Below are 18,790 nucleotides of genomic sequence, written 5' to 3'. Positions count from 1 at the left end.
GTATCGAACCGCGAGCCTCGGTTCGAGCTGCCGCATAATTCGTTCCCCGCGCCGGGAGAATGCTGTGTTATTTGCTGTCTTGCACGAGTCAACGGACCCTTGCGAACGCCCGTAGCACAGCGTCGCCACGCGGCGTCACGTGAGGAAGCCGGAATCCCGAGCCAGCTGGCTCATTCGCGATCAATTGCAGTTCGCGCAGCGCGCCAAGTTCTACCCGATCCGAATCGATTCGTTCAGGCGCATCCTTCAACAGCAGCAGCGTGGCCACTTCGTGCGGGCTCAACATATCGCTTACCTCGCGGCAGGAAGAAACAACGGGTGACCAGATCCGGCCACGGCTGCATCGGCAGCACGCGAGAACCAGACCCGGCAGAATTTGTGGAAGCCTGTCGCCTATCGTGTCGACGAGCGGCGTGCGCGAGGCGGACTTCGGCGTTCCGGCGTGTCGGGGGTTGGCTTTGCAACGCGCTCGAGAATGGCACGGACCATTTCCTCTACGTCTGCTTCGGCGACGGACTCGCCGTCCCGCTGCTCCTGCGGCGGCACGAGGTCCTCGCTCAGCGTCGCGTCGATGCTCGTTGCGCAGGCCGGCTGCTCAGCGCACAGGGTGCCCTCGTGGAGCTGATGCCCGTCGTCGTGATTGCTGCCGGCGCGGCACGGCGCGATGGTTTCCGACGCGATGTCCATCCAGCCGCGCGTGTAACCGGTGAACTGCAGGACGAGCCAAGGCATCACATCGGCCTGGCGTCTGATCAGCTGTTCAGGTGTCTGGGCGCGCAATAGGCTTTCCCAGTGCAGCGCGGCACCTGTGACCGCGGACCTGCACGCATCGACGTTCAACCTCATCAGCGCGCAAAAGCCGGCGACGAACTGGTTCGGCAGTTGCGACACGTCGGTCGAAACGGATAGGGCAAATGGCATCTGTTTTGGGCTGCTCACGGGATATCTCTCAGGTTCTCGCGGACACGGTGATCGCTGCCACTGCGATTCGTGAAGGTTGTTCCCACGCCGGGCCGTCGGTCGGGCAGACGGTCTGAAGCCGTCTTAGAGCAGTCATTCTAACTTTGTTAAGTCGAATTCCAATTTTCGAGAGCCAGGGAGTTTCCCCGATATGTGGGAAATGCGCGCTTATGATGAGCGGGCGAGACGTGCGCGAGGCAACCGCAATGGCGAGCGCCGGGCGACCGGGCGGGTGCCAGGTACTTGCGCCTGGCACCGTGCTTCGAGAGGGAGTTTGCGGTCGATGAACCGCCAGGAGCGGCGAGACTTAATGCACGGTTCCGAAGAACAGCTGCGCAGCCTCCTCCGGCGTCAACCCCGCGGCGAAATAGGCCTCGAGGCGTGTGGCCTTTGCATCGTCGAGCAGAAACGGCGGCCGTACGAGGCCCACTGCGACGGCATGGTCATACCATCGGCTTATCCACGCTCGCAATTCGATTTCACGCGCCGATAGCACTTCCATGCGATGTTCTCCCATCAGGTGTACCCGCGCGACGGGTTCGTTCGAAAGCAATGGTCCAGCTTCATCGACTACTCGCTGATCAAGCCGTGCCTGATCGCGTAACGGATCACCTCCGCGTTGTTCGAAAGACCCAGCTTTTGCATTAGCCGCATCTTGTGCGTGCTGATCGTCTTGGCGCTGAGCGAGCACGCTTGCGCGATGTCATTGATGCTCCGGCCGCTGGCGAGCAGCTGCAGCACCTGAAACTCCCGATCCGTCAGGACTTCGTGCGGCGGCACGTCTCCCGCGTGCTTTTCAAAGACCATCGCGTCGACCAGTTTCGGGTCGATGAAACGTCCGCCGTCGGCGAGCTTACGGATTGCCGCCAGCAATACCTCCGGATCGCTGTCCTTGGTCACGTAACCGGTCGCGCCTGCCCTCAGCGCGCGCGACGCCACCTGCGCCTCGTTGTGAATGCTGAGCACGAGAAGCGGCAACCCGGGCCGGTCCGAGCGCACGCGTCGGATCAGATCGACGCCGCTGATGCCGGGCATCGTCATGTCGAGCAACAGCAGATCGATGTCACAGCTGCGAAGTTTGTCGATCACCTCGGAGCCGTGGCCAGCCTCCTCCACCACGATCATGTCGGCGGTAGTTGCGATGATCTGCTTGAGGCCGCCGCGCACGATCGCGTGATCGTCGGCGATGAGGATCTTGATCATGTCCCGAATCCGAACTCGTGCGTGAGGCGCCCGATTGGTGAAGCCTTGCTCCGTTCATCTCGCAGGATTCGCGGCGGGCAAGTTCCGCCCGGCTAGGTGACCAGCGAAAGCGTCACCGGGATTTCTGCCCGATCGATCAATTCGTCGAGACGGTCGACGAGCTGATCGAGCGCCACGAACGTGCCGGCATCGAAACCTTCCGCATGATCGCGGCGCAGTTCCTTCAACGTCTGCTGCAAACGTCGTATCGCGACAGGACGAGTGTCGCGCAACGGCCAGCAAAACAGCAGGTATGTCAGCGGTGTCAGGCTGCGCGCCTCGCACCACGTTTCGAACAGGCGCTGGCAGATTTTGTCGATCTCTTGCAAGCGCCTGCGTCGGTCCAGAAAGTCCGCAATCATTTTGCACATCGCCTTTCGATCTTCGCAAGCCCCACCGATGATGGATGAACGGGCGATTGCATGCAGTCGTCGGCGGCTGCAAATGACTACGGCAAAGCCTGATCCGGAGGTCAGGAAATCCTGAAGCCCGCAACTGCGGGGTCGGCCGTGCGCCTGCTGTTGCACGAGCCGGCGACGGTCGGGAAGGATTTTCAGACGCTCCGGCGCCGCTTGGGCCCGACCCGCCGCGGACGTACGCGGCCGCTGAAATGTCGCCCGCGCAGCCTATTACAATGGTTGCTATCCAAAAGACGAATGCGACCGCCATGCACCTTCCTTCGAGCCGCCGAGCGCAAAAACGAACCGCACTGCCAGCCTGGATCGCCGCATGTGTCGCGCTCGTGCTGTTGCCGCTCCCCGTTCTTGCCCAGGACGAAAAACCCGGTATCGCCTTTTCCACGAGCGAGCCCGGCGCATCGCTGCCCGCCGGCTGGAAGAACCTGCCGGTGGTGCGAGGCAAGCCCATCACGCAATACACGCTGGTTCACGACGACCACACCACGGTGCTGCAGGCGGACGCGAACCGCTCCGCTTCTGCGTTGATGCACGAAGGGAATATCGACCTCGCGCGCACACCCGTCGTGGCATGGCGCTGGAAAGCAGAGGGGCCGACCGAGGGCGCCGATAACCGCGTCGCGTCGAAGGAAGACGCGCCAGCGCGGCTGATGTTCATGTTCGACGGCGACAAGAGCAAGCTGTCGATGTTCGACCGGGCGAAGATGGGGCTGGCCAAACAGCTGAGCGGCGAAGATCTGCCCTATGCGACGTTGATGTACGTCTGGTCGACCAACGCCGCGCCGGGCACCGTCATTGCGAACCCTCGCACGAACCGCGTACAGATGATCGTGGTTTCCGGTCAGCCCGGCGATGCGGGTCAATGGCAAAGTCTGCGTCGCAATATCGTGCAAGACTACGAGCGGGTCTTTCACGAACCGCCAGGGAGAATAACCGGCTACGGGCTGCTGACCGATACCGACAATACCGCTACCACGACGCGCGCCTGGTACGGCGATGTCCAGTTCCTTCCCGCGCCTTGAAACCCGGTGCCGTCGAACTGATCGAACCCGCCAGCACGACGCGGCTGGCCCGGTTCTTGAACCGATTTCCCGATCCTGCCCAGCTGTGGCATAACACGTGCTACGAGATCATATTCCCCAGGATCGCATAGCATGAATCAATCGAAACCCGGCGACTACCGAGCAACAGACGGCGCGCAAGGCGAGCCATCCATGCCTGAGGACTGGGCGCAGCGATGGATCGACTCGGTCATCGACTACGCGGTCATCGGACTTTCGCCGGAAGGCATCATCCGTACCTGGAATGTCGGCGGCGAGAAAATTCATGGCTTTCTGGCTGACGAAGTCATCGGGCAGCGTTTCGACATTTTCCACACGCAGGACGATCGCGACAAAGGCAGCGCCGCTGCGTTGCTCGATATCGCCCGAAGCACCGGCCGCTCCGAGTCCGAAGGCTGGCGCATCCGCAAGGACGGGTCACGCTTCTGGGCCAATGTCGTGATCACCGCTCTGATCGACGACACGGGGCGTGTGCTCGGCTTCGGCAAGATCGTGCGCGACATGACGGACAAGAAGACCGCGCACGATGCCGTCGTCGAGAGCGAACGGCGCTTTCGCATGCTCGTGAACGGAGTGACGGACTACGCGATCTTCATGCTTTCTCCCGCCGGCATCGTCACGAACTGGAACGCCGGCGCGCGCCGGATCCACGGGTACAGCGCCGACGAAATCATCGGCTCGCACATGTCGCGCTTCTACACGCCCGAGGATGCCGCGGCCGGCCTGCCGCAACGGGGACTGTCGATCGCAGCCAGCGAGGGACGGTTCGAAGCCGAAGGGTGGCGGGTGCGCAAGGACGGCCGGCGCTTCTGGGCGCACGTGGTGATCGATGCGATCCGCGACGAAGAGGGGACGCTGGCCGGCTTTGCGAAAATCACGCGCGACATCACCGAGCGTATGGAAGCCAGCCGGATGCTGGAGGACACGCGCAAGGCGCTGTTCCAGTCGCAAAAGATGGAAGCAGTCGGCAAACTGACGGGCGGCGTTGCTCACGATTTCAACAACGTGCTGCAAATCCTGCGCGGCAATCTGGAATTGCTCGACAGCCGGCATTACCGCGATGAATGGACTCGCGAGCGCGTGGCAAAAGCGATAACGGCGGTCGAGCGCGGCTCGAAACTCGCGTCGCAACTGCTCGCGTTCGGACGGCGGCAGCCGCTACAGCCGGTCGTTATCAACCTGGCCTCCGCTCTTCGCGGCATGGACGATCTGCTGCGCCGGGCTCTCGACGAGACGATCGACGTGGAAACGGTCGTCGCCGGCGGCTTGTGGAACACGCTCGTCGATATCCATCAGCTGGAAAACGTGATCCTCAATCTGGCGATCAACGCACGGGACGCGATGTCCGAGGGCGGCAAGCTGACGATGGAACTCTCCAATGCGATGCTGGACGACGAGTACGTCGCTTCTGTGCCGGACATCCAGGCCGGCCAGTACGTGCTGCTGGCCGTCACCGACACCGGCACAGGCATGCCGCCCGACGTGGTGGATCGCGCTTTCGATCCTTTCTTTACGACCAAACCGGAGGGCAGAGGAACGGGTCTCGGGCTCAGCATGGCCTACGGCTTCGTCAAGCAGAGCGGCGGCCATATCAAGATTTACAGCGAGGTCGGGCACGGCACGACGGTCAAACTGTATCTGCCCCGCTCGACCCGACCGGCAGTCGAACTGCCGCCACGCGTCACGCCGGCGCCCAAGGGAGGATCGGAAACGATCCTCGTCGTGGAAGACGACAGGAACGTGCAGTCGACCGCCCTCGACACGCTCTCGGACCTCGGTTACCGGGTCCTGAAAGCCGACGCCGCGGAGGAAGCGCTCGCTGTATTGCGCAGCGGCGTCCACATCGATCTGGTTTTCTCCGATGTCGTGATGCCGGGTCCGCTTCGCAGCACGGACATGGTCGCGCAAGCTCTGCGGCTGCTGCCGCATCTGAAGGTCCTTTTCACGTCGGGGTATACGCAGAACGCGATCGTCCATGGCGGCAGGCTGGACCCGGGCGTCGACCTGCTCAGCAAGCCGTACAGCCGCGAGCAGCTTGCGCATAAGATCCGCCAGGTGCTCGATGCCGGCGACCCGGTACGCAGTAAGACTTCGCGCGATGCGGCGCTCGGCGGCCCTCTCACCCCATTGCGTATCCTGCTGGTCGACGACGACGTGAATCTGGCTCAAGCGACCAACGAACTGATCGGCCTGCTCGGGCATTCGGGGAAATTCACGACGTCGCCGCATGAGGCGCTCGAGTGGCTGGCAAAAGAACCCTTCGACGTGCTGATCACGGACCTGCGCATGCCGGATATCGACGGTATCGAACTGGCGAAGCAGGCGACCGCGCGAGCGCCTTCACTGCATGTGGTGTTTTCGTCGGGATACGCAAACCCGCAATTGCCAGCGATGCAATTTCGCTGGACCGCATTGAGCAAACCGTTCACCATCGACGAACTCGCAAGGGTGCTGGCCGGCGTTCGTAAGCGGCAATGACGTGCACCTGCGCTCACCGGCGCGTCGGCGGGAGCCTTCCTCTATCTGACCTGTTCGCCCCGCCGGTCAATAGCGTAACGCCGGCAGTGCTCCAGATATTCCGCTTTGTTTGCGACGGTCAATTCAACCATGCTGCGTTTGCCGGTCCAGCTTGCGCCACGACCGGTGTAGCGCCCTCTTCATCGCGACCTGCACGACCGCCGGCCGTTGCGCCCGCTTCGTCTCGTTGCTGCGGGTGTCGTCGAAGGCCTGCTGGTAGCCGTCGATGAGCGCTTCCGCCATGCAACTGGTGATGACGCCCGGCAAGTCCGCGCTGCGCGCGGCGGTCGCGAGCGACAGTCCCAGCCTGAGCAGGTCGTGCACAGGATTGCCGATCACGCATTGATCCAGATCCCTGATCTGGACTGCCACGTGACCCGCTGCATCCGCGACCGGGCCGAGATTCCCGAGATGACAGTCGCCACAGATCCACACGGGCGGACCATCGGGCAACGCGCCGGGAGCCTGGCTGTCGAGCCACGCATAAAAGCGCCTGGCGCCTCCGCGTACGTAGTCGTACGCCGATCGAGCCATTTTGTGCCGGCGAAGCTCCGCCAGAAGAGGCGCCCGTTGGTCAGGAGCCGGCAATTTCTTCGAGGACGCCTTTTTCACAGTGCACCTCGCTACAACGGCCATCTGCCACAACCGCGTAGCTAAAACCGTGCCGCACCTGTCTTCAGCGGGCCGCGCGCCGATAGCCGCGATCATCGAGCCGAACGAACAGACCGACGATTTCCCGGGTGGGTATGCTGGCCGACAAGGTCGCGATCTTGATCGGAGTAAACCATCGGCATTGGACGATCTCATTGCCGGGCTCAGGTGATATGTCGCGCGCGAACTCGGCCAGGAAAACATGATGCCGCTTGTTCAGCCCGCCAAACTGGAACAGATACGTCAGGTGGACCTCGACGACGTTCGTTTCTTCCTCCAGTTCGCGTCGAGCTGCGTCCAGCGGGGTTTCGAGCCGCTTTATCGTGCCGCCGGGCAGCGACCAGCGCGAGCGCGAGCGAGCGACCAGGAGCAGTTTGCTGTCGCGTGCGCATAGGATTGTGGATCGATCTTTCATTTCCAGGTCGCGGGCATTCAGTCGTGGGAGCCGATCGCAGCACGACGAGCAAGCAGCGTGCGCGCTGACCTAATAAGTCACTGGCAGGCCGCGAGTTGTTCGACCCGGAGAAAGCTAAATACAATGCGATGCATGGCCCGAAGCACCGTCCCAATCAAGCCGGCTCGTGTCTTCGACTCCTTTGCGGATGATCGCGAGGACGAAGTGCGAGTTGCGCCAATCTGAGCGAGCACGCATGCGGAACTCCCACGAGCCGATAGCCGCCGGGCCCCGAGGCGCACTTCGGACGCCGACGCTCAGCGGCTCGTTGCTCGCGCTCGTGTTCTGGTGGCAGTCACTGACGCCAACGCTGATTCCGCGGTCGTGGGTAACGCAAACCGTCGTCGGCGCGTTTTGTCTGGCCATCGGCTACGGGGTAGGCACTTTGGCTGGCTGCGGGGTGAATCGGCTGCTGGAGCGATGGGGGCGCGTGCCCGGCATCGGGATCCGCCGGCGCATAGGGATCGTTCTCGCGGCGGCGTGGCTCATTGCACTATTCGTTGGCGCGAAGCTATGGCTCGGCTGGCAGAACGAGCAACGTAGTTTCATGGGGATGACAAGCATCGGCTGGTTGGATGGCGTGCTGATGAGCGTGGTGTCGCCGTTGGCGGCGGTGCTGCTGGTGGTCATCGGGCGAGTGGCGGCCCGTGGTGTCGCGGCAGTCAACCGGGTGATCCAGGGTCACGTGCCGTCGATCGTCTCCGTGCCGGCAACCGCGCTGCTCATCATCGTGATTGGCGTGGCGCTCGGTCGCGCAGTGGCTTTTCCCGCCCTCGCCACGGGCTCCGATCTCGTCCACGAGCCGAAGAACGAGAACACGACCGAGGGAACCCTGTCCCCCACGTCGCCCACGGTGTCCGGCAGCAGCATGTCGTTGGTCGCATGGGACAGCTTGGGACGCATGGGGCGCGACTTCGTCGCAACGGCGACAAGCAGGCAGGAGCTGGCGAAGTTCCACGGAGCGGATGCGAGGCTGGTAGATCCGGTGAGGGTCTACGTGGGGGTGCGTTCCGCGGATTCGCTCGAGCAGCGTGCGCGGATTGCGGTCCGCGAGCTCGAGCGCGCGGGCGGGTTCGACCGCAAAGTACTGGTCGTATGGATACCCACCGGCACGGGCTGGATCGTGCCCAAAGCCGCCGCCTCGCTGGAGCAACTGCACGGTGGCGACACGGCGATCGTGGCGATTCAATACTCCTTCCTGCCTAGCCGCTACGCGATCTTCGTGGACGCTGGGCTCGCGGACGTGGCGGGTATCACGCTCTTCAACGCCGTTCGCGCCCGCTGGTCGACGCTCCCACCGCAAAAGCGGCCGAAGCTCATTCTGTTCGGCAAGAGCCTCGGCGCCGCGGGAGTGGAAGCGCCTTTCGTGGGAGCGGACGCATCCGCGTCGGTGGCCAATATGGTGGCCGCGACCGATGGCGTGCTGATCGCCGGCGCCAAACAAAGCAATCTCATCCATGCGCAACTCACTCGCGAGCGCGATCGCGGGTCGCCCTTCTGGCAGCCGGTCTTCAATGGGGGGCGTGTCGTACGGTTCCTGAATCGCGATCCGCATCAGGTGGCATTGAATGCCGACTGGTCGGCTCCGCGAATCGTGTACCTTCAGCATCCGGCCGATCCGGCTGTCTTCTGGAGCGTCAGAGCGTTCTGGTGGCCGCCGGAATGGATGGCTCCGCCTCGCGGCTTCGACATGCCTCGCGCGATGCATTGGTTTCCGATCGTCTCAGGCGTGCAGGCGGTGGGCGACATGATTCACCAGCTCGCCGTGCCGCCGGGTTTTGGTCACAACTACTCTTCGGAGGATTACGTCAACGGTTGGGCCAGCGTGATGCCGCCCGACGGCTGGACGAAGGCCGACACCGAACGACTGGCGCGGTTCCTCGACAACGTCGCTGGCGACGAAACAGAACCGTGACCAGGCAGAAGGTGAACAGACTGGAGCGATGCTAACGCCACGCCTGGGTGAATTCGCCGATGACCCGCGTCAGATGCGCCTGCATCGCCGTGCGCGCAGCGGTCGCGTCTCGCGCCATGATCGCCGAGAAGATGCGCTGATGCTCGTCCTGCGACGCCGCCCGCAATGCGGGAGTATGGAAGTGCTCCTCGATCTTTTTCCACAACGGGTCCGCGCGCGAGTTGTCCCACATCGCAGTCACCACGAGCCGGAGCATTTCGTTTCCCGTCGCCCGCGCAATCGCCAGATGGAAATCACGGTCGGCGGCCTCGTTCGCCGACTTGTCGTGCATGTTTTCGCGCATCGCGCGCAACGCGGCGAACAGCCGGTCCAGGTCTGAATCCTTGCGTTCGGTAGCGGCCAACGCTGCGATCCCGCTTTCGATCACCACCCGCGCGCGCAGCGTCTCGATCGGCCCTAGCCCGCGCGGCAGTTTGAACATGGCGGAGCGCGGGTCCGGCGCGTCTGCCACATAGATGCCGGAGCCGACACGAACCTCGACCACGCCCTGCACTTCCAGCGCGATGATCGCCTCCCTCACTTGTGTGCGGCTCACGCCAAAGCGTTCGGCCAGCGTGCGCTCGGAAGGCAGGCGCGCACGCGGCCCGACGTCGTCGGCGGCGATCAGATCGTAGATCTGTTTCGCGAGCCCGACATAGGAACGGTCGGTCGCGTCCTCATCGGCACCGCGGCCGTTCGGCGTGTGTGAAAGCTCGTCCATTCAGGATTTCCGAAAGCTTCGAAGCGGCCAAAGGATCGGTTCGAGTTCGACAAAATGGTACACCAATTGACGGATAAGCCCGCCACGGGCCCGGCGCCACCCTTCCTGGGCATCGGACCGAGTCAGCAGGGGTTTCAGACCGTTCGGCTTCGCCGCAACGCCGTGGTAAACCACTATCGCGCGCGGATTGGTATGCCAGTACTGTCAGACGTGACTGATTTCGGACGGCCCTTCGTTTTGCTTCGGAGGCGACGCCTTTGAATACGTCGTTCCGCTGCTTCGGCGAGTCCGAATTCAGCCCCGCCGCAGCACATCCCGCAAGATTCCCTGCTTCACGCACAGAATTCGGCGGCGATTCATGACCGCCATGTTCGCCGGCAATCGGCAAGTTCAATCCAACAAAAAGGAGACGACATGCTTTCAGGAATCCAGGTGCTACGAGCGGCGGCGACCGCGGCATTCACGCTGTGCGCAAGCGCGGCTTTCGCGCAGGCAACGATCGTTTCCGGGCCGTCCAGCGATCCCACATGCATGGTCCCGTGGAAGAGCGACACGAAGTACATCAAGTATCCGAAGAAGAATGGGCCCTATCGGATCGCACTCGTGAACGGCTATATCGCGAACACGTGGCGTATCCAGATGATCAAGACGGCCAAAGCCTATGCGGCACAGCCGGCCGTCGCCGCGAAGCTCAAGGAGTTCAAGGTCGTCTCGACCGGCGAGGACGTGCCGGCGCAGATCTCGGCCGTCAACAACTTCATCGATGCCGGCTACGACGCGATCATCGTCGACGCGCAGAATCCCACCTCGTTCGGCCCCGCGATCCGCCGCGCGAAGAACGCCGGCGTCGTGCTGATCGCGTTCGACAACATCCTCGACAGCGAAGACGCGATCAACGTCAACGTCGACCAGTACGGGCTCGGCGTGCTGTGGGCGAAGTGGCTCGCGAACCACCTGTCGAACGGCGGCAAGGTGCTCGAGGTTCGCGGAGTGGCGGGCACGTCGGTCGACACGGACCGGCACAATGGTTTCATGAAAACCTTGGACGACACCGGCAAGAAGTGGAACGTCGTGCAGGTCTACGGCAAGTGGGACGACGGGGTCGCGCAAAAGGCCGCCGCCGACGCGATCGCCGTGCAGGGTCATTTCGATGGAATCTCGGCGCAAGGCGGCGACACGGGCGTCGTGCGCGCGATGATCGATGCGAAGCATCCGTTCGTGCCCTTCGGCGGCGAGACGGAAAACGGCTTTCGCAAGTTCTGCGCGCAGTACGGGGGCCAGGGCCTGAAGTGCACGTCGGCCGGCACCGGTCCAGCGCAGGTCGCAGTAGCGATCAAGACGGCGCTCGCCGCGCTGGACGGTCAGACGATCCCGGTCTCGATCAAGCTGCCGCTCGACGTCACCGACGATTCGAAGCTGAAGTCGGGCGTCAACTATTTCCCGAACGACTCCGACAACTTTTTCGTCGGCAACTCGTTTCCGACTTGCGGCATCAATTTCTCCGCGCAGGAGATCATGAAGCAGAGCCAGGGCAACCAGTGATCGGATGATGGCCGGAATGTGACGGGAGACGAAGCATGCCGCAGGATGCAGCGCAGCCGTTCTTTCAGATGTCTGGCGTGTCGAAAAGCTACGGCGGCGCGGTCGCGCTGGATCACGCCGAGCTCGCGGTGAAGAGGGGCCGCATTCACGCGATCCTCGGCGAGAACGGCGCGGGCAAGTCTACGTTGCTGAAGGTGATGTCCGGCGTCGTGCAGCCCGACGAGGGCACGATGCACTACGATGGCAGGCAGGTCTCGTTCGCATCCCCGGCCGAGGCGAACGCGGCCGGCATCGTCTGCGTTTATCAGGAGCTGTCGCTGATCCCCGACTTGAGCGTAGCCGACAACATCTTCGCTTCGAACCCGCCGCGACGTTTCGGCATGATCGACCGCCGGGCCCAGCGCCGCCAGGCGGAGGAGGCGCTCGCCCGAGCGGGCGCCGCCGACATCAATCCGCTTGCGAAAGTCCGGGACCTGCCGCTGTCGCGCCAGCAGATGGTCGAGCTTGCCAAGGGTCTGGCGCACGAGCCTCGCATCCTGATCCTCGACGAAGCTACATCGGCGCTGACCGCGGCCGACGTCGCGCGCGTGATCGAGGTGCTCAAGCGCCTGCGCGACGAAGGGCTTGCGCTGCTATTCATCTCGCACCGGATGCACGAGGTGAAGGCGCTCGCGGACGAATGCACGGTCTACCGCAACGGCCGTCATGTAATGAGCTTCGAGGCCGGCACGCGCACCGACAACGAAGTCGTCGAAATGATGATCGGCCGCAAGTACCAGCATGTGTTTCCGGCCAAACCCGCCAACGGCCGCGCAGCCGCCCCGGTTCTCGCGTGTCGTGATCTCGCGTGGAACGACACGCTGCAAGGCATCAGCTTTTCGTTGAAGCCCGGTGAAATCCTCGGCCTGGGCGGCCTCGACGGACAAGGCCAGCGCGAACTGCTGCTCGCGCTGTTCGGCGTGTTGCGCGGTTGCGCGGGCACGATCGAGGTCGACGGCAAAGCGGTGTCGATCGGCAGCCCGAGGGCCGCGCGCGCCAACGGAATCGGCATGGCGCTGATCCCCGAGGACCGCAAGACCGAAGGCCTGATGCTGCCGATGTCGGTACGCGAGAACCTGTCGTTTGCCGCGCTCGATCGCATGTCCAGCGGCGGCGTAATCGATCGCGACCGCCAGCAGTCGCTGGTCGAGCGGATGATGGAGCTGCTCGCGATCAAGTCGTTCAGCGTCGATGCGCCGGTGGGCTCGCTGTCGGGCGGCAACCAGCAGAAGGTGGTCATCGCGAAGTGGCTGATCCGGCAGCCGCGAATACTGCTGCTCAGCGACCCGACGCGCGGTATCGACGTCGGCACCAAGCAGGAGCTCTATCAGCTGCTCAGGCGCCTCGCCGACGAGGGCGCGGCGATCGTGTTCTATTCGACCGACTACGACGAGCTGATCGGCTGCTGCGACCGCGTGCTGGTGCTGTACGAAGGCCGGATCAAGAAGGAACTCGTCGGCTCGGCGATCACCGAGCAGAACCTGATCGCCAGCGCACTGGACCTGCCCGTCGGACAGGTTTCGCCTTCCACGGGAGTCGCGCTATGAGCGGGCTGCGCTACTGGTATGCGGAGAATCGCGGGGCGGTGTTCGCGTTCGGCCTGTTCGTGCTGATGTTCGCGATCTATCTGTTCAACTATCCGTCCGCATTGTCGGCCAACGTGTTTCAGACCGCGGCGAATAAGGCGGTGCTGCTCGCGCTCGTCTCGATGGGACAAGCGCTCGTCGTGCTGACGGCCGGCATCGACCTGTCGATCGGCATGACGCTGGTGCTGACGAATTGCATCGGCTCGTGGATCGTCACCGGCGACGCGCTGCACAGCGCGCTCGGCATCGTCGGCGTGCTCGCGGCGGGCGCGCTGTGCGGCGCGCTGAACGCCGTGATCATCATTTTCGGCCGGCTGCAGCCGATCGTGACGACGATCGCGACGAGCGCGGTCTACTACGGCCTCGCGCTGCTGCTGCGCCCCGTGCCCGGCGGCTCGATCAACGAGAACCTCGCCGACGCACTGACCGGCAAGGTCGCCGGCGTGCTGCCGGCGAGCCTGCTGATTCTGCTCGCCGCCACCCTGCTCGTCTGGGTTCCTTTCAAACGCTCGGCAATCGGGCGCGCGGCGTACGCGACCGGTTCGTCCGAACCGGCCGCGTTTCTGTCCGCCATGCCGATCCGCCGCGCCAAGTTCGCGAGCTATACGCTGGCCGGCCTGCTCGCCGCGATCGGCGGCCTGTTTCTGACGTTCTTCACCGACACCGGCGAAGCGAGCCTCGGCAGCGCCAATTCGTACACGCTGTTTTCGATCGCGGCGGTGGTGATAGGCGGCGTGTCGCTGCTCGGCGGCAAGGGCAGCGCGATCGGCGCGATCTTCGGCGCATTCGCGTTTCGCTCGATCGGCGACCTGCTGTTCGTATTCAACGTCGATGCGCTGTGGCAGCCGCTATTTCAGGGTGTGATTCTTCTGCTCGCTGTCGCGATCGGCGCATGCGGGCTGTTCAGGGTACGCAACCGTCTGGAGTGGTTTCAATGAGCCACGTCTCGACAACCGGCCGCAGCACCTTCGTGTCGAAGCTCACGCGCAGAATCGACAAACCGATCGTGATCGCGTTCGCGTGCATCGTCGCGCTGCTGCTCGTCGGCGGGATGTTTTCGCGCAGCTTCACGTCGCCTGAGTACATCCTGCTGCAACTGAAGGTCGGCGCGTTCCTCGGCATCATCGCGACCGGCCTGATGATGGTGATCCTGCTCGGCCACATCGACCTGTCGCTGCCATGGACGATCACCGTCGGCGCAATGATGGCGTGCGCGGTAGCGGGACACGGCGAACTCGGACAGATCCTCGCGATTCCGGTGGGGATCGGTTGCGGCGTGCTGATCGGCGTCGTCAACGGCATCCTCGTTGCGCTGCTGCGCATTCCGTCGATGATCGCCACGCTCGCGACCAATGCGGTCGCGCAGGGCATCATGATCGTCTATACGGGCGGATCGTCGCCGCAGGATTCCGCGCCACAGGTGATGCGATGGCTCGCGGCAGGCTGGCTGGTACCGGGCGTGCCGAATGCGGTTGCGCTGTGGGTGGTGATCGGCGGCGTCACGGTGTTCCTGCTGTCGCGGACGACCTTCGGCCGCACGCTGTACGCGATCGGCAATACCGAGCGCGCCGCGTATCTGTCCGGCATCAATACGCGGCTCGTGACCGTGGCCGCATTTGCGGTGTGCAGCGGGTTCGCGGCGTTCGGCGGCGTCTTGCTCGCCGGCTATGCATCGAAGGCAGCGCAGTCGATGGGCGATGCCTACCTGCTGCCGGCGATCGCGGCGGTCGTGCTCGGCGGCACGTCGATTCTGGGTGGCCGAGGTTCATACCTCGGCACGGTAGCGGGCGCGATTCTGATCACGCTGCTGCAGTCGATCCTTTCGGTCGCGCAGATGCCGGAGGCTGGACGTCAGATCATCTACGGCGTGGTGATAGCGGCGATGCTTCTGCTGTATGGACGCAGCAAGCGGGAAACGTAGCCCACGGCCACGCTCGCGCTCATCCATGCGCATCCACCCACGCGCGCGCCCAATCGAGGCCTGCATGGTGGGCTTCTTCCTCGCTATCGAATAGTCCGAGAATGCCCGACGCTTCGACCAGCTTTCCGCCCCGGGTGATGGTTCCGCTCGCCGCATAGCGCTCCGGTTGCAGGATGCCCTCGCCTTCCTGCTGAAGGATGGCATGCCCCCACAACGTGTAGCCGTCGTAGTCGCTGGTTTCCATTAGCGCACGACCCCTGAGGTTGCGGCGCGAGTGGGCATGCGATGCGCACTCTCTTCGAGTGTCATTAACGGCGGAATCTCCGACAAGTCCGGTTTTACCGTCGGCATGGTCTGCTGCATGTGGCGCGCGGTAGCAATAGTCATAGAAATGACGACGCAAAAAATATAGCACCGGTTAGCGCTTCAGTGGTGGCGACCATCGGGGCTTCGCGCATGGGGTGGTAGTCGGCGTAGCCAACGGTTCGATTCGACGAAGGAACGTTTCGTGCGGGCGCTACAGCATCCCCGGTTTCGGACGATCAGCCGCATGGACTCTCCCCCCGACAGACGCACCGCGTCCCGCGCCGCACAAGGTAGTGCGCCCGCTTCATCGTCGCAGCCTGCCCGCTCGTGGGCCGCCGATCTCGGACCGGGGCTGGCAAGCCTCGGTTGCGATAACGACCCCAGCGGCATCGCCACCTACTCACTCGCGGGCGCGTGGTACGGCTACGACATGCTGTGGACCTGCATACTGTCGTATCCGTCGATGGTTGCGCTGCAACTGGTCTCGGCGCGCGTCGCCGCCGTCACCGGACATGGCCTGACGGCGAACATGCGCACCCACTATTCGCCGGTGTTCTTCTATTTCGCTGTGGCGCGCTTCGTGATTGCGAACACGCTGAACATCGCCGTCAATGTGATGGCGATGGCCGCAGTTTTCCAACGCTTCACGCATGGGCCGCTCTGGTTGCTCGCGCTCGCATGCGGTTGCACGTCGATTGCACTGCAGTGGTTCATTCCGTATGCGCGCTATGCGCAGGTGCTCAAATGGTTGATGCTGCCGATGTTCGCGTACGTCGGCGTGCTGCTGATAGTCGATGTGCCGTGGCACACGGTCGTGCTGCGCTCTCTGGTGCCACACGTCGAGTGGAAAGAAGAGTTCGTGACCATGCTGATGGCCGTGCTCGGTACGACGATGAGTCCGTATCTGCTTTTTTCGCAGGCCGAGCAGGAAGCCCAGGAAGAACATCGGCAGCACCAACAGCACACCGCGCGGGGCGATCGACGTTCGTCGCAGCAGCTTCGCCGATTGCGTAACCAGACCTTGATGCGCACCGCGTTATCGAGCGTGGCCGCATCGTGCATGATGATTGCGGCTGCGGCGACGCTGCATGGTGCACAGACGCAGCCCGGCGAGCCCACGGAGCTTTCGCGAGCGCTCGAACCGCTGCTGAAGGGCTATGCCGGCCCCCTGCTCGGGCTTGCGCTGGTCGGCTCGGCGCTGCTCGCACTACCGCCGCTTGCCGGCTCGGCTGCGCAAGCGGTCGCGAGTTCGTTCGACTGGCCCCACGGCAAACAGCGTGATCGGCGCATTGCCGTTTTGCTCATCGCGCTCGCGGGGCTCGGGACGCTGCTTGGTCTCGCGCTCGGCCTGTGGCGCGTCGATCCTGTCAAGGCGCTGTACTGGAGCGCCGTCGTCAACGGTATGACGATTACGCCCGTGCTGGTGCTTCTCGTGCTGCTGAGTGCGAAACGCGAAGCGGTCGGCGAACTCGTCGCGCATTGGTCTTTACGCGCGCTGTGCTGGCTCGCGACCCTGACCACCGGCGTGGTCGTGGTCGCGCATTTCGTGCTCGAAGCGGTAGAGCGTGTGTCGCGATGAGCCCGGGCTACTTCACGCTTCGTAGATGTTCAGCGAGGCGCGCGAACATCGCGTCGCACCGGTTCAGTTGTTCGACCGTGATGAACTCATCCGGCTTGTGGCCCTGATCCATGCTGCCGGGTCCACAGACCACGGTCGCAATGCCCGCCTGCGTGAACAGTCCGCCTTCCGTACCAAAGGCGACCGTTTCGTATTGTTTCGATCCGCTCAACAGCGCGAGCAGGCGTGCCACGTCGCTATCGGGCGAAGTCGCGAGTCCAGGATACGCATTCAGCATTTGCACGCGGACATCGGTATCGGGCTGCACCGCGCGCATCTTCGGCAGCAGTTCGCTTGCCACGTAGGTTTGCAGTTGGTCCACCACCCTGTTGGGATCGAAGCCCGGCACGCCCCGCACTTCGAAATCGAACTCGCATTCGGCGGGCACGATATTCAGCGCGCGTCCGCCCTTGATGACACCGGTCTGCACCGTCGAGAACGGCGGATCGAAACGCGCGTCATGGTGTTCCGGCTGCGCGAGTTCGTCGCCAATCTGCTCGAGCCGGTTGATCAGCCGCGCCGCGTATTGAATCGCGTTGACGCCCTGCGGCGCGTACGCGGAATGACATGCCGCGCCCTTCACGTGGCAGCGCATCGCGAGCTTGCTCTTGTGGCCGAGCACCAGTTTCAATTCGGTCGGCTCACCAATCAGACACATGCGCGGCCTATGCGCGCGCTTTTCGAGTTCGGCCAGCATCGGCCGCACGCCGAGACAGCCCACTTCCTCATCGTATGAAAACGCGAGATGCACCGGCACTTCGAGCTTCAGCCTCAGGAATGCGGGCACTGCCGCCAGCACGCACGCGATGTAGCCTTTCATATCCGCCGTGCCGCGTCCGTACAGACGCCCGTCTTTCTCGGTGAGACGAAACGGGTCCACGGTCCATGCCTGACCGTCGACGGGCACCACATCGGTATGCCCGGAGAGCACGATGCCACCACGGTCTCGCGGCCCGATGGTGGCGAACAGATTTGCCTTGGTGCGATCGTCGTTATGGAACAGCTCGCTTTCCACACCTAGATCCGCGAGGTATTGCTGGACGAAGCCGATCAGCTCCAGATTGGAGTCGCGGCTGACGGTCGCAAAACCGATCAGCCGTTCGAGCAGCGCACGGCTCGACAGCTCACTCATCGCCGGGCACTCCGTAGCTCGGCGCCGCGGTCGGATTCAACGCACGCGCGATGTAGTCCCGCATCTGCGGCCGATACGCTTGCCATAGCGCGTCGAGTTTTCCGATCGGATCGTCATCCGCCCAATCGACACGCAGATCGACGACCGGCCAGACGTGTGTATCGACGATCTTCAGAGCCGCCGAATGCACGGGTCCGGCTTCTCCGCCTGCTTCGACGGCAGCATGCATCGCGTGCAGCAGACGATCGGCGAGCGCGCCTTGTGCGCTCTCGAACGCTTTCACCATCGCGTCGATCACCGGCTTGCCGGCGAGCAGATTACCCGCTGCCACACACTGATTTCCCGCGACCGCGTGATGCACGCCGAGGGCTTCCTTGCCGGTGAACAGCGCGGTTCGACCTTCGCTGTCGACCACCGTCACCTGCCGGTACTCGCTCCATTCGCTCGCGCCCAGCGCCCGTTCGAGCGCCGCATCCGGCGCGATACGCTCGCTTTCGAGCAGATCGAGAATCTGCGGGCCGAGCGCGGGCAGCGTCACGTTCTGCGTCGCCACCGCACCGACGCCCGCGCGCACCCACGGACACCGCGCACCCACCGCAATGCTCGACGAACTGATCGCGATACCGAGCTGGCCCGTCTTCTCACAACGTCCGACGATCGAGAATGTCAT

18 protein-coding genes and 1 pseudogene are annotated in these 18,790 nt (G+C 63.6%); 8 read left to right on the top strand and 11 right to left on the bottom strand.

Going from position 1 to position 18,790, the window contains the following annotated elements; genetic code table 11:
- Window positions 1-88: 88 nt before the first annotated feature.
- From QFZ94_RS39135 to QFZ94_RS39115, 5 genes are all read right to left on the bottom strand, one after another.
- Complete coding sequence (locus QFZ94_RS39135) at window positions 89-286, bottom strand: hypothetical protein (RefSeq protein ID WP_410850884.1); 198 nt, start codon at window positions 284-286, stop codon at window positions 89-91.
- Between the two features lie 107 nt (window positions 287-393).
- Window positions 394-939 (bottom strand): phasin family protein, encoded by a 546-nt coding sequence (locus QFZ94_RS39130; protein WP_429463268.1) that lies wholly within the window; start codon window positions 937-939, stop codon window positions 394-396.
- A gap of 328 nt (window positions 940-1,267) precedes the next feature.
- Window positions 1,268-1,462: a hypothetical protein gene (locus tag QFZ94_RS39125; protein WP_368581375.1), complete on the bottom strand. Its 195-nt coding sequence runs from the start codon at window positions 1,460-1,462 to the stop codon at window positions 1,268-1,270.
- A 68-nt stretch (window positions 1,463-1,530) separates the two neighbouring features.
- Window positions 1,531-2,163, bottom strand: a complete 633-nt coding sequence (locus QFZ94_RS39120) for a response regulator (protein ID WP_368581374.1) — start codon at window positions 2,161-2,163, stop codon at window positions 1,531-1,533.
- Window positions 2,164-2,255: 92 nt separating this feature from the next.
- Window positions 2,256-2,729 (bottom strand): hypothetical protein, encoded by a 474-nt coding sequence (locus tag QFZ94_RS39115; RefSeq protein WP_429463265.1) that lies wholly within the window; start codon window positions 2,727-2,729, stop codon window positions 2,256-2,258.
- A 140-nt stretch (window positions 2,730-2,869) separates the two neighbouring features.
- On the opposite strand from QFZ94_RS39115, the gene QFZ94_RS39110 reads away from it, so the two are divergent.
- Window positions 2,870-3,640: a DUF3047 domain-containing protein gene (locus QFZ94_RS39110; protein ID WP_429463263.1), complete on the top strand. Its 771-nt coding sequence runs from the start codon at window positions 2,870-2,872 to the stop codon at window positions 3,638-3,640.
- 192 nt (window positions 3,641-3,832) lie between these two features.
- Window positions 3,833-6,157 (top strand): hybrid sensor histidine kinase/response regulator, encoded by a 2,325-nt coding sequence (locus tag QFZ94_RS39105; protein ID WP_410850922.1) that lies wholly within the window; start codon window positions 3,833-3,835, stop codon window positions 6,155-6,157.
- 135 nt (window positions 6,158-6,292) lie between these two features.
- On the opposite strand, the pseudogene QFZ94_RS39100 reads toward QFZ94_RS39105, so the two are convergent.
- Window positions 6,293-6,832 (bottom strand): annotated as a pseudogene (locus tag QFZ94_RS39100) (DUF2252 family protein); the annotation flags it as partial.
- Between the two features lie 40 nt (window positions 6,833-6,872).
- Window positions 6,873-7,262: an NUDIX hydrolase gene (locus QFZ94_RS39095; RefSeq protein ID WP_368581372.1), complete on the bottom strand. Its 390-nt coding sequence runs from the start codon at window positions 7,260-7,262 to the stop codon at window positions 6,873-6,875.
- Window positions 7,263-7,569: 307 nt separating this feature from the next.
- Here QFZ94_RS39095 and QFZ94_RS39090 point away from each other — a divergent pair, with 307 nt between their 5' ends.
- The gene (locus QFZ94_RS39090; protein ID WP_429463261.1) at window positions 7,570-9,216 is read left to right on the top strand and encodes an alpha/beta-hydrolase family protein; all 1,647 of its coding nucleotides are present in this window, start codon (window positions 7,570-7,572) and stop codon (window positions 9,214-9,216) included.
- Window positions 9,217-9,247: 31 nt separating this feature from the next.
- Here QFZ94_RS39090 and QFZ94_RS39085 read toward each other — a convergent pair whose 3' ends face one another.
- Window positions 9,248-9,976, bottom strand: a complete 729-nt coding sequence (locus tag QFZ94_RS39085; protein ID WP_368581370.1) for a FadR/GntR family transcriptional regulator — start codon at window positions 9,974-9,976, stop codon at window positions 9,248-9,250.
- 414 nt (window positions 9,977-10,390) lie between these two features.
- Here QFZ94_RS39085 and QFZ94_RS39080 point away from each other — a divergent pair, with 414 nt between their 5' ends.
- Genes QFZ94_RS39080 through QFZ94_RS39065 form a run of 4 tightly spaced genes read left to right on the top strand, consistent with a single transcriptional unit; the run spans window position 10,391 to window position 15,064 of the window.
- Window positions 10,391-11,518 (top strand): sugar ABC transporter substrate-binding protein, encoded by a 1,128-nt coding sequence (locus QFZ94_RS39080; protein WP_368581369.1) that lies wholly within the window; start codon window positions 10,391-10,393, stop codon window positions 11,516-11,518.
- 35 nt (window positions 11,519-11,553) lie between these two features.
- Entirely contained in the window at window positions 11,554-13,104 is a 1,551-nt protein-coding gene (locus tag QFZ94_RS39075; RefSeq protein ID WP_410850888.1) for a sugar ABC transporter ATP-binding protein, read from the top strand.
- Window positions 13,101-14,081, top strand: coding sequence for an ABC transporter permease (locus QFZ94_RS39070; protein WP_429463258.1), 981 nt, complete (start codon window positions 13,101-13,103; stop codon window positions 14,079-14,081). Before QFZ94_RS39075 ends, QFZ94_RS39070 begins: the two co-directional genes overlap by 4 nt.
- Window positions 14,078-15,064, top strand: a complete 987-nt coding sequence (locus QFZ94_RS39065) for an ABC transporter permease (RefSeq protein WP_368581366.1) — start codon at window positions 14,078-14,080, stop codon at window positions 15,062-15,064. Before QFZ94_RS39070 ends, QFZ94_RS39065 begins: the two co-directional genes overlap by 4 nt.
- A 19-nt stretch (window positions 15,065-15,083) precedes the next feature.
- Here the strand turns inward: QFZ94_RS39065 and QFZ94_RS39060 are convergent, their stop codons facing one another.
- Window positions 15,084-15,308 (bottom strand): hypothetical protein, encoded by a 225-nt coding sequence (locus tag QFZ94_RS39060; protein WP_176111200.1) that lies wholly within the window; start codon window positions 15,306-15,308, stop codon window positions 15,084-15,086.
- A 306-nt stretch (window positions 15,309-15,614) separates the two neighbouring features.
- On the opposite strand from QFZ94_RS39060, the gene QFZ94_RS39055 reads away from it, so the two are divergent.
- On the top strand, window positions 15,615-16,949 hold the full coding sequence (locus QFZ94_RS39055) for an NRAMP family divalent metal transporter (RefSeq protein WP_429463255.1): 1,335 nt from the start codon (window positions 15,615-15,617) through the stop codon (window positions 16,947-16,949).
- Window positions 16,950-16,956: 7 nt separating this feature from the next.
- On the opposite strand, the gene argE is transcribed toward QFZ94_RS39055, so the two are convergent.
- Together argE and QFZ94_RS39045 are read right to left on the bottom strand one after the other, a co-directional pair.
- Window positions 16,957-18,120: an acetylornithine deacetylase gene (argE, locus tag QFZ94_RS39050; RefSeq protein WP_429463253.1), complete on the bottom strand. Its 1,164-nt coding sequence runs from the start codon at window positions 18,118-18,120 to the stop codon at window positions 16,957-16,959.
- Window positions 18,113-18,790: a DUF1028 domain-containing protein gene (locus QFZ94_RS39045; protein WP_368581363.1), complete on the bottom strand. Its 678-nt coding sequence runs from the start codon at window positions 18,788-18,790 to the stop codon at window positions 18,113-18,115. Before QFZ94_RS39045 ends, argE begins: the two co-directional genes overlap by 8 nt.

It is taken from the genome of Paraburkholderia sp. JPY465 (assembly GCF_050436725.1).
Taxonomy (GTDB): Bacteria; Pseudomonadota; Gammaproteobacteria; order Burkholderiales; family Burkholderiaceae; genus Paraburkholderia; species Paraburkholderia youngii.
The sequence above is the reverse complement of the archived record's forward strand: the minus strand, read 5'-3'. Positions and strand labels throughout refer to the sequence as shown.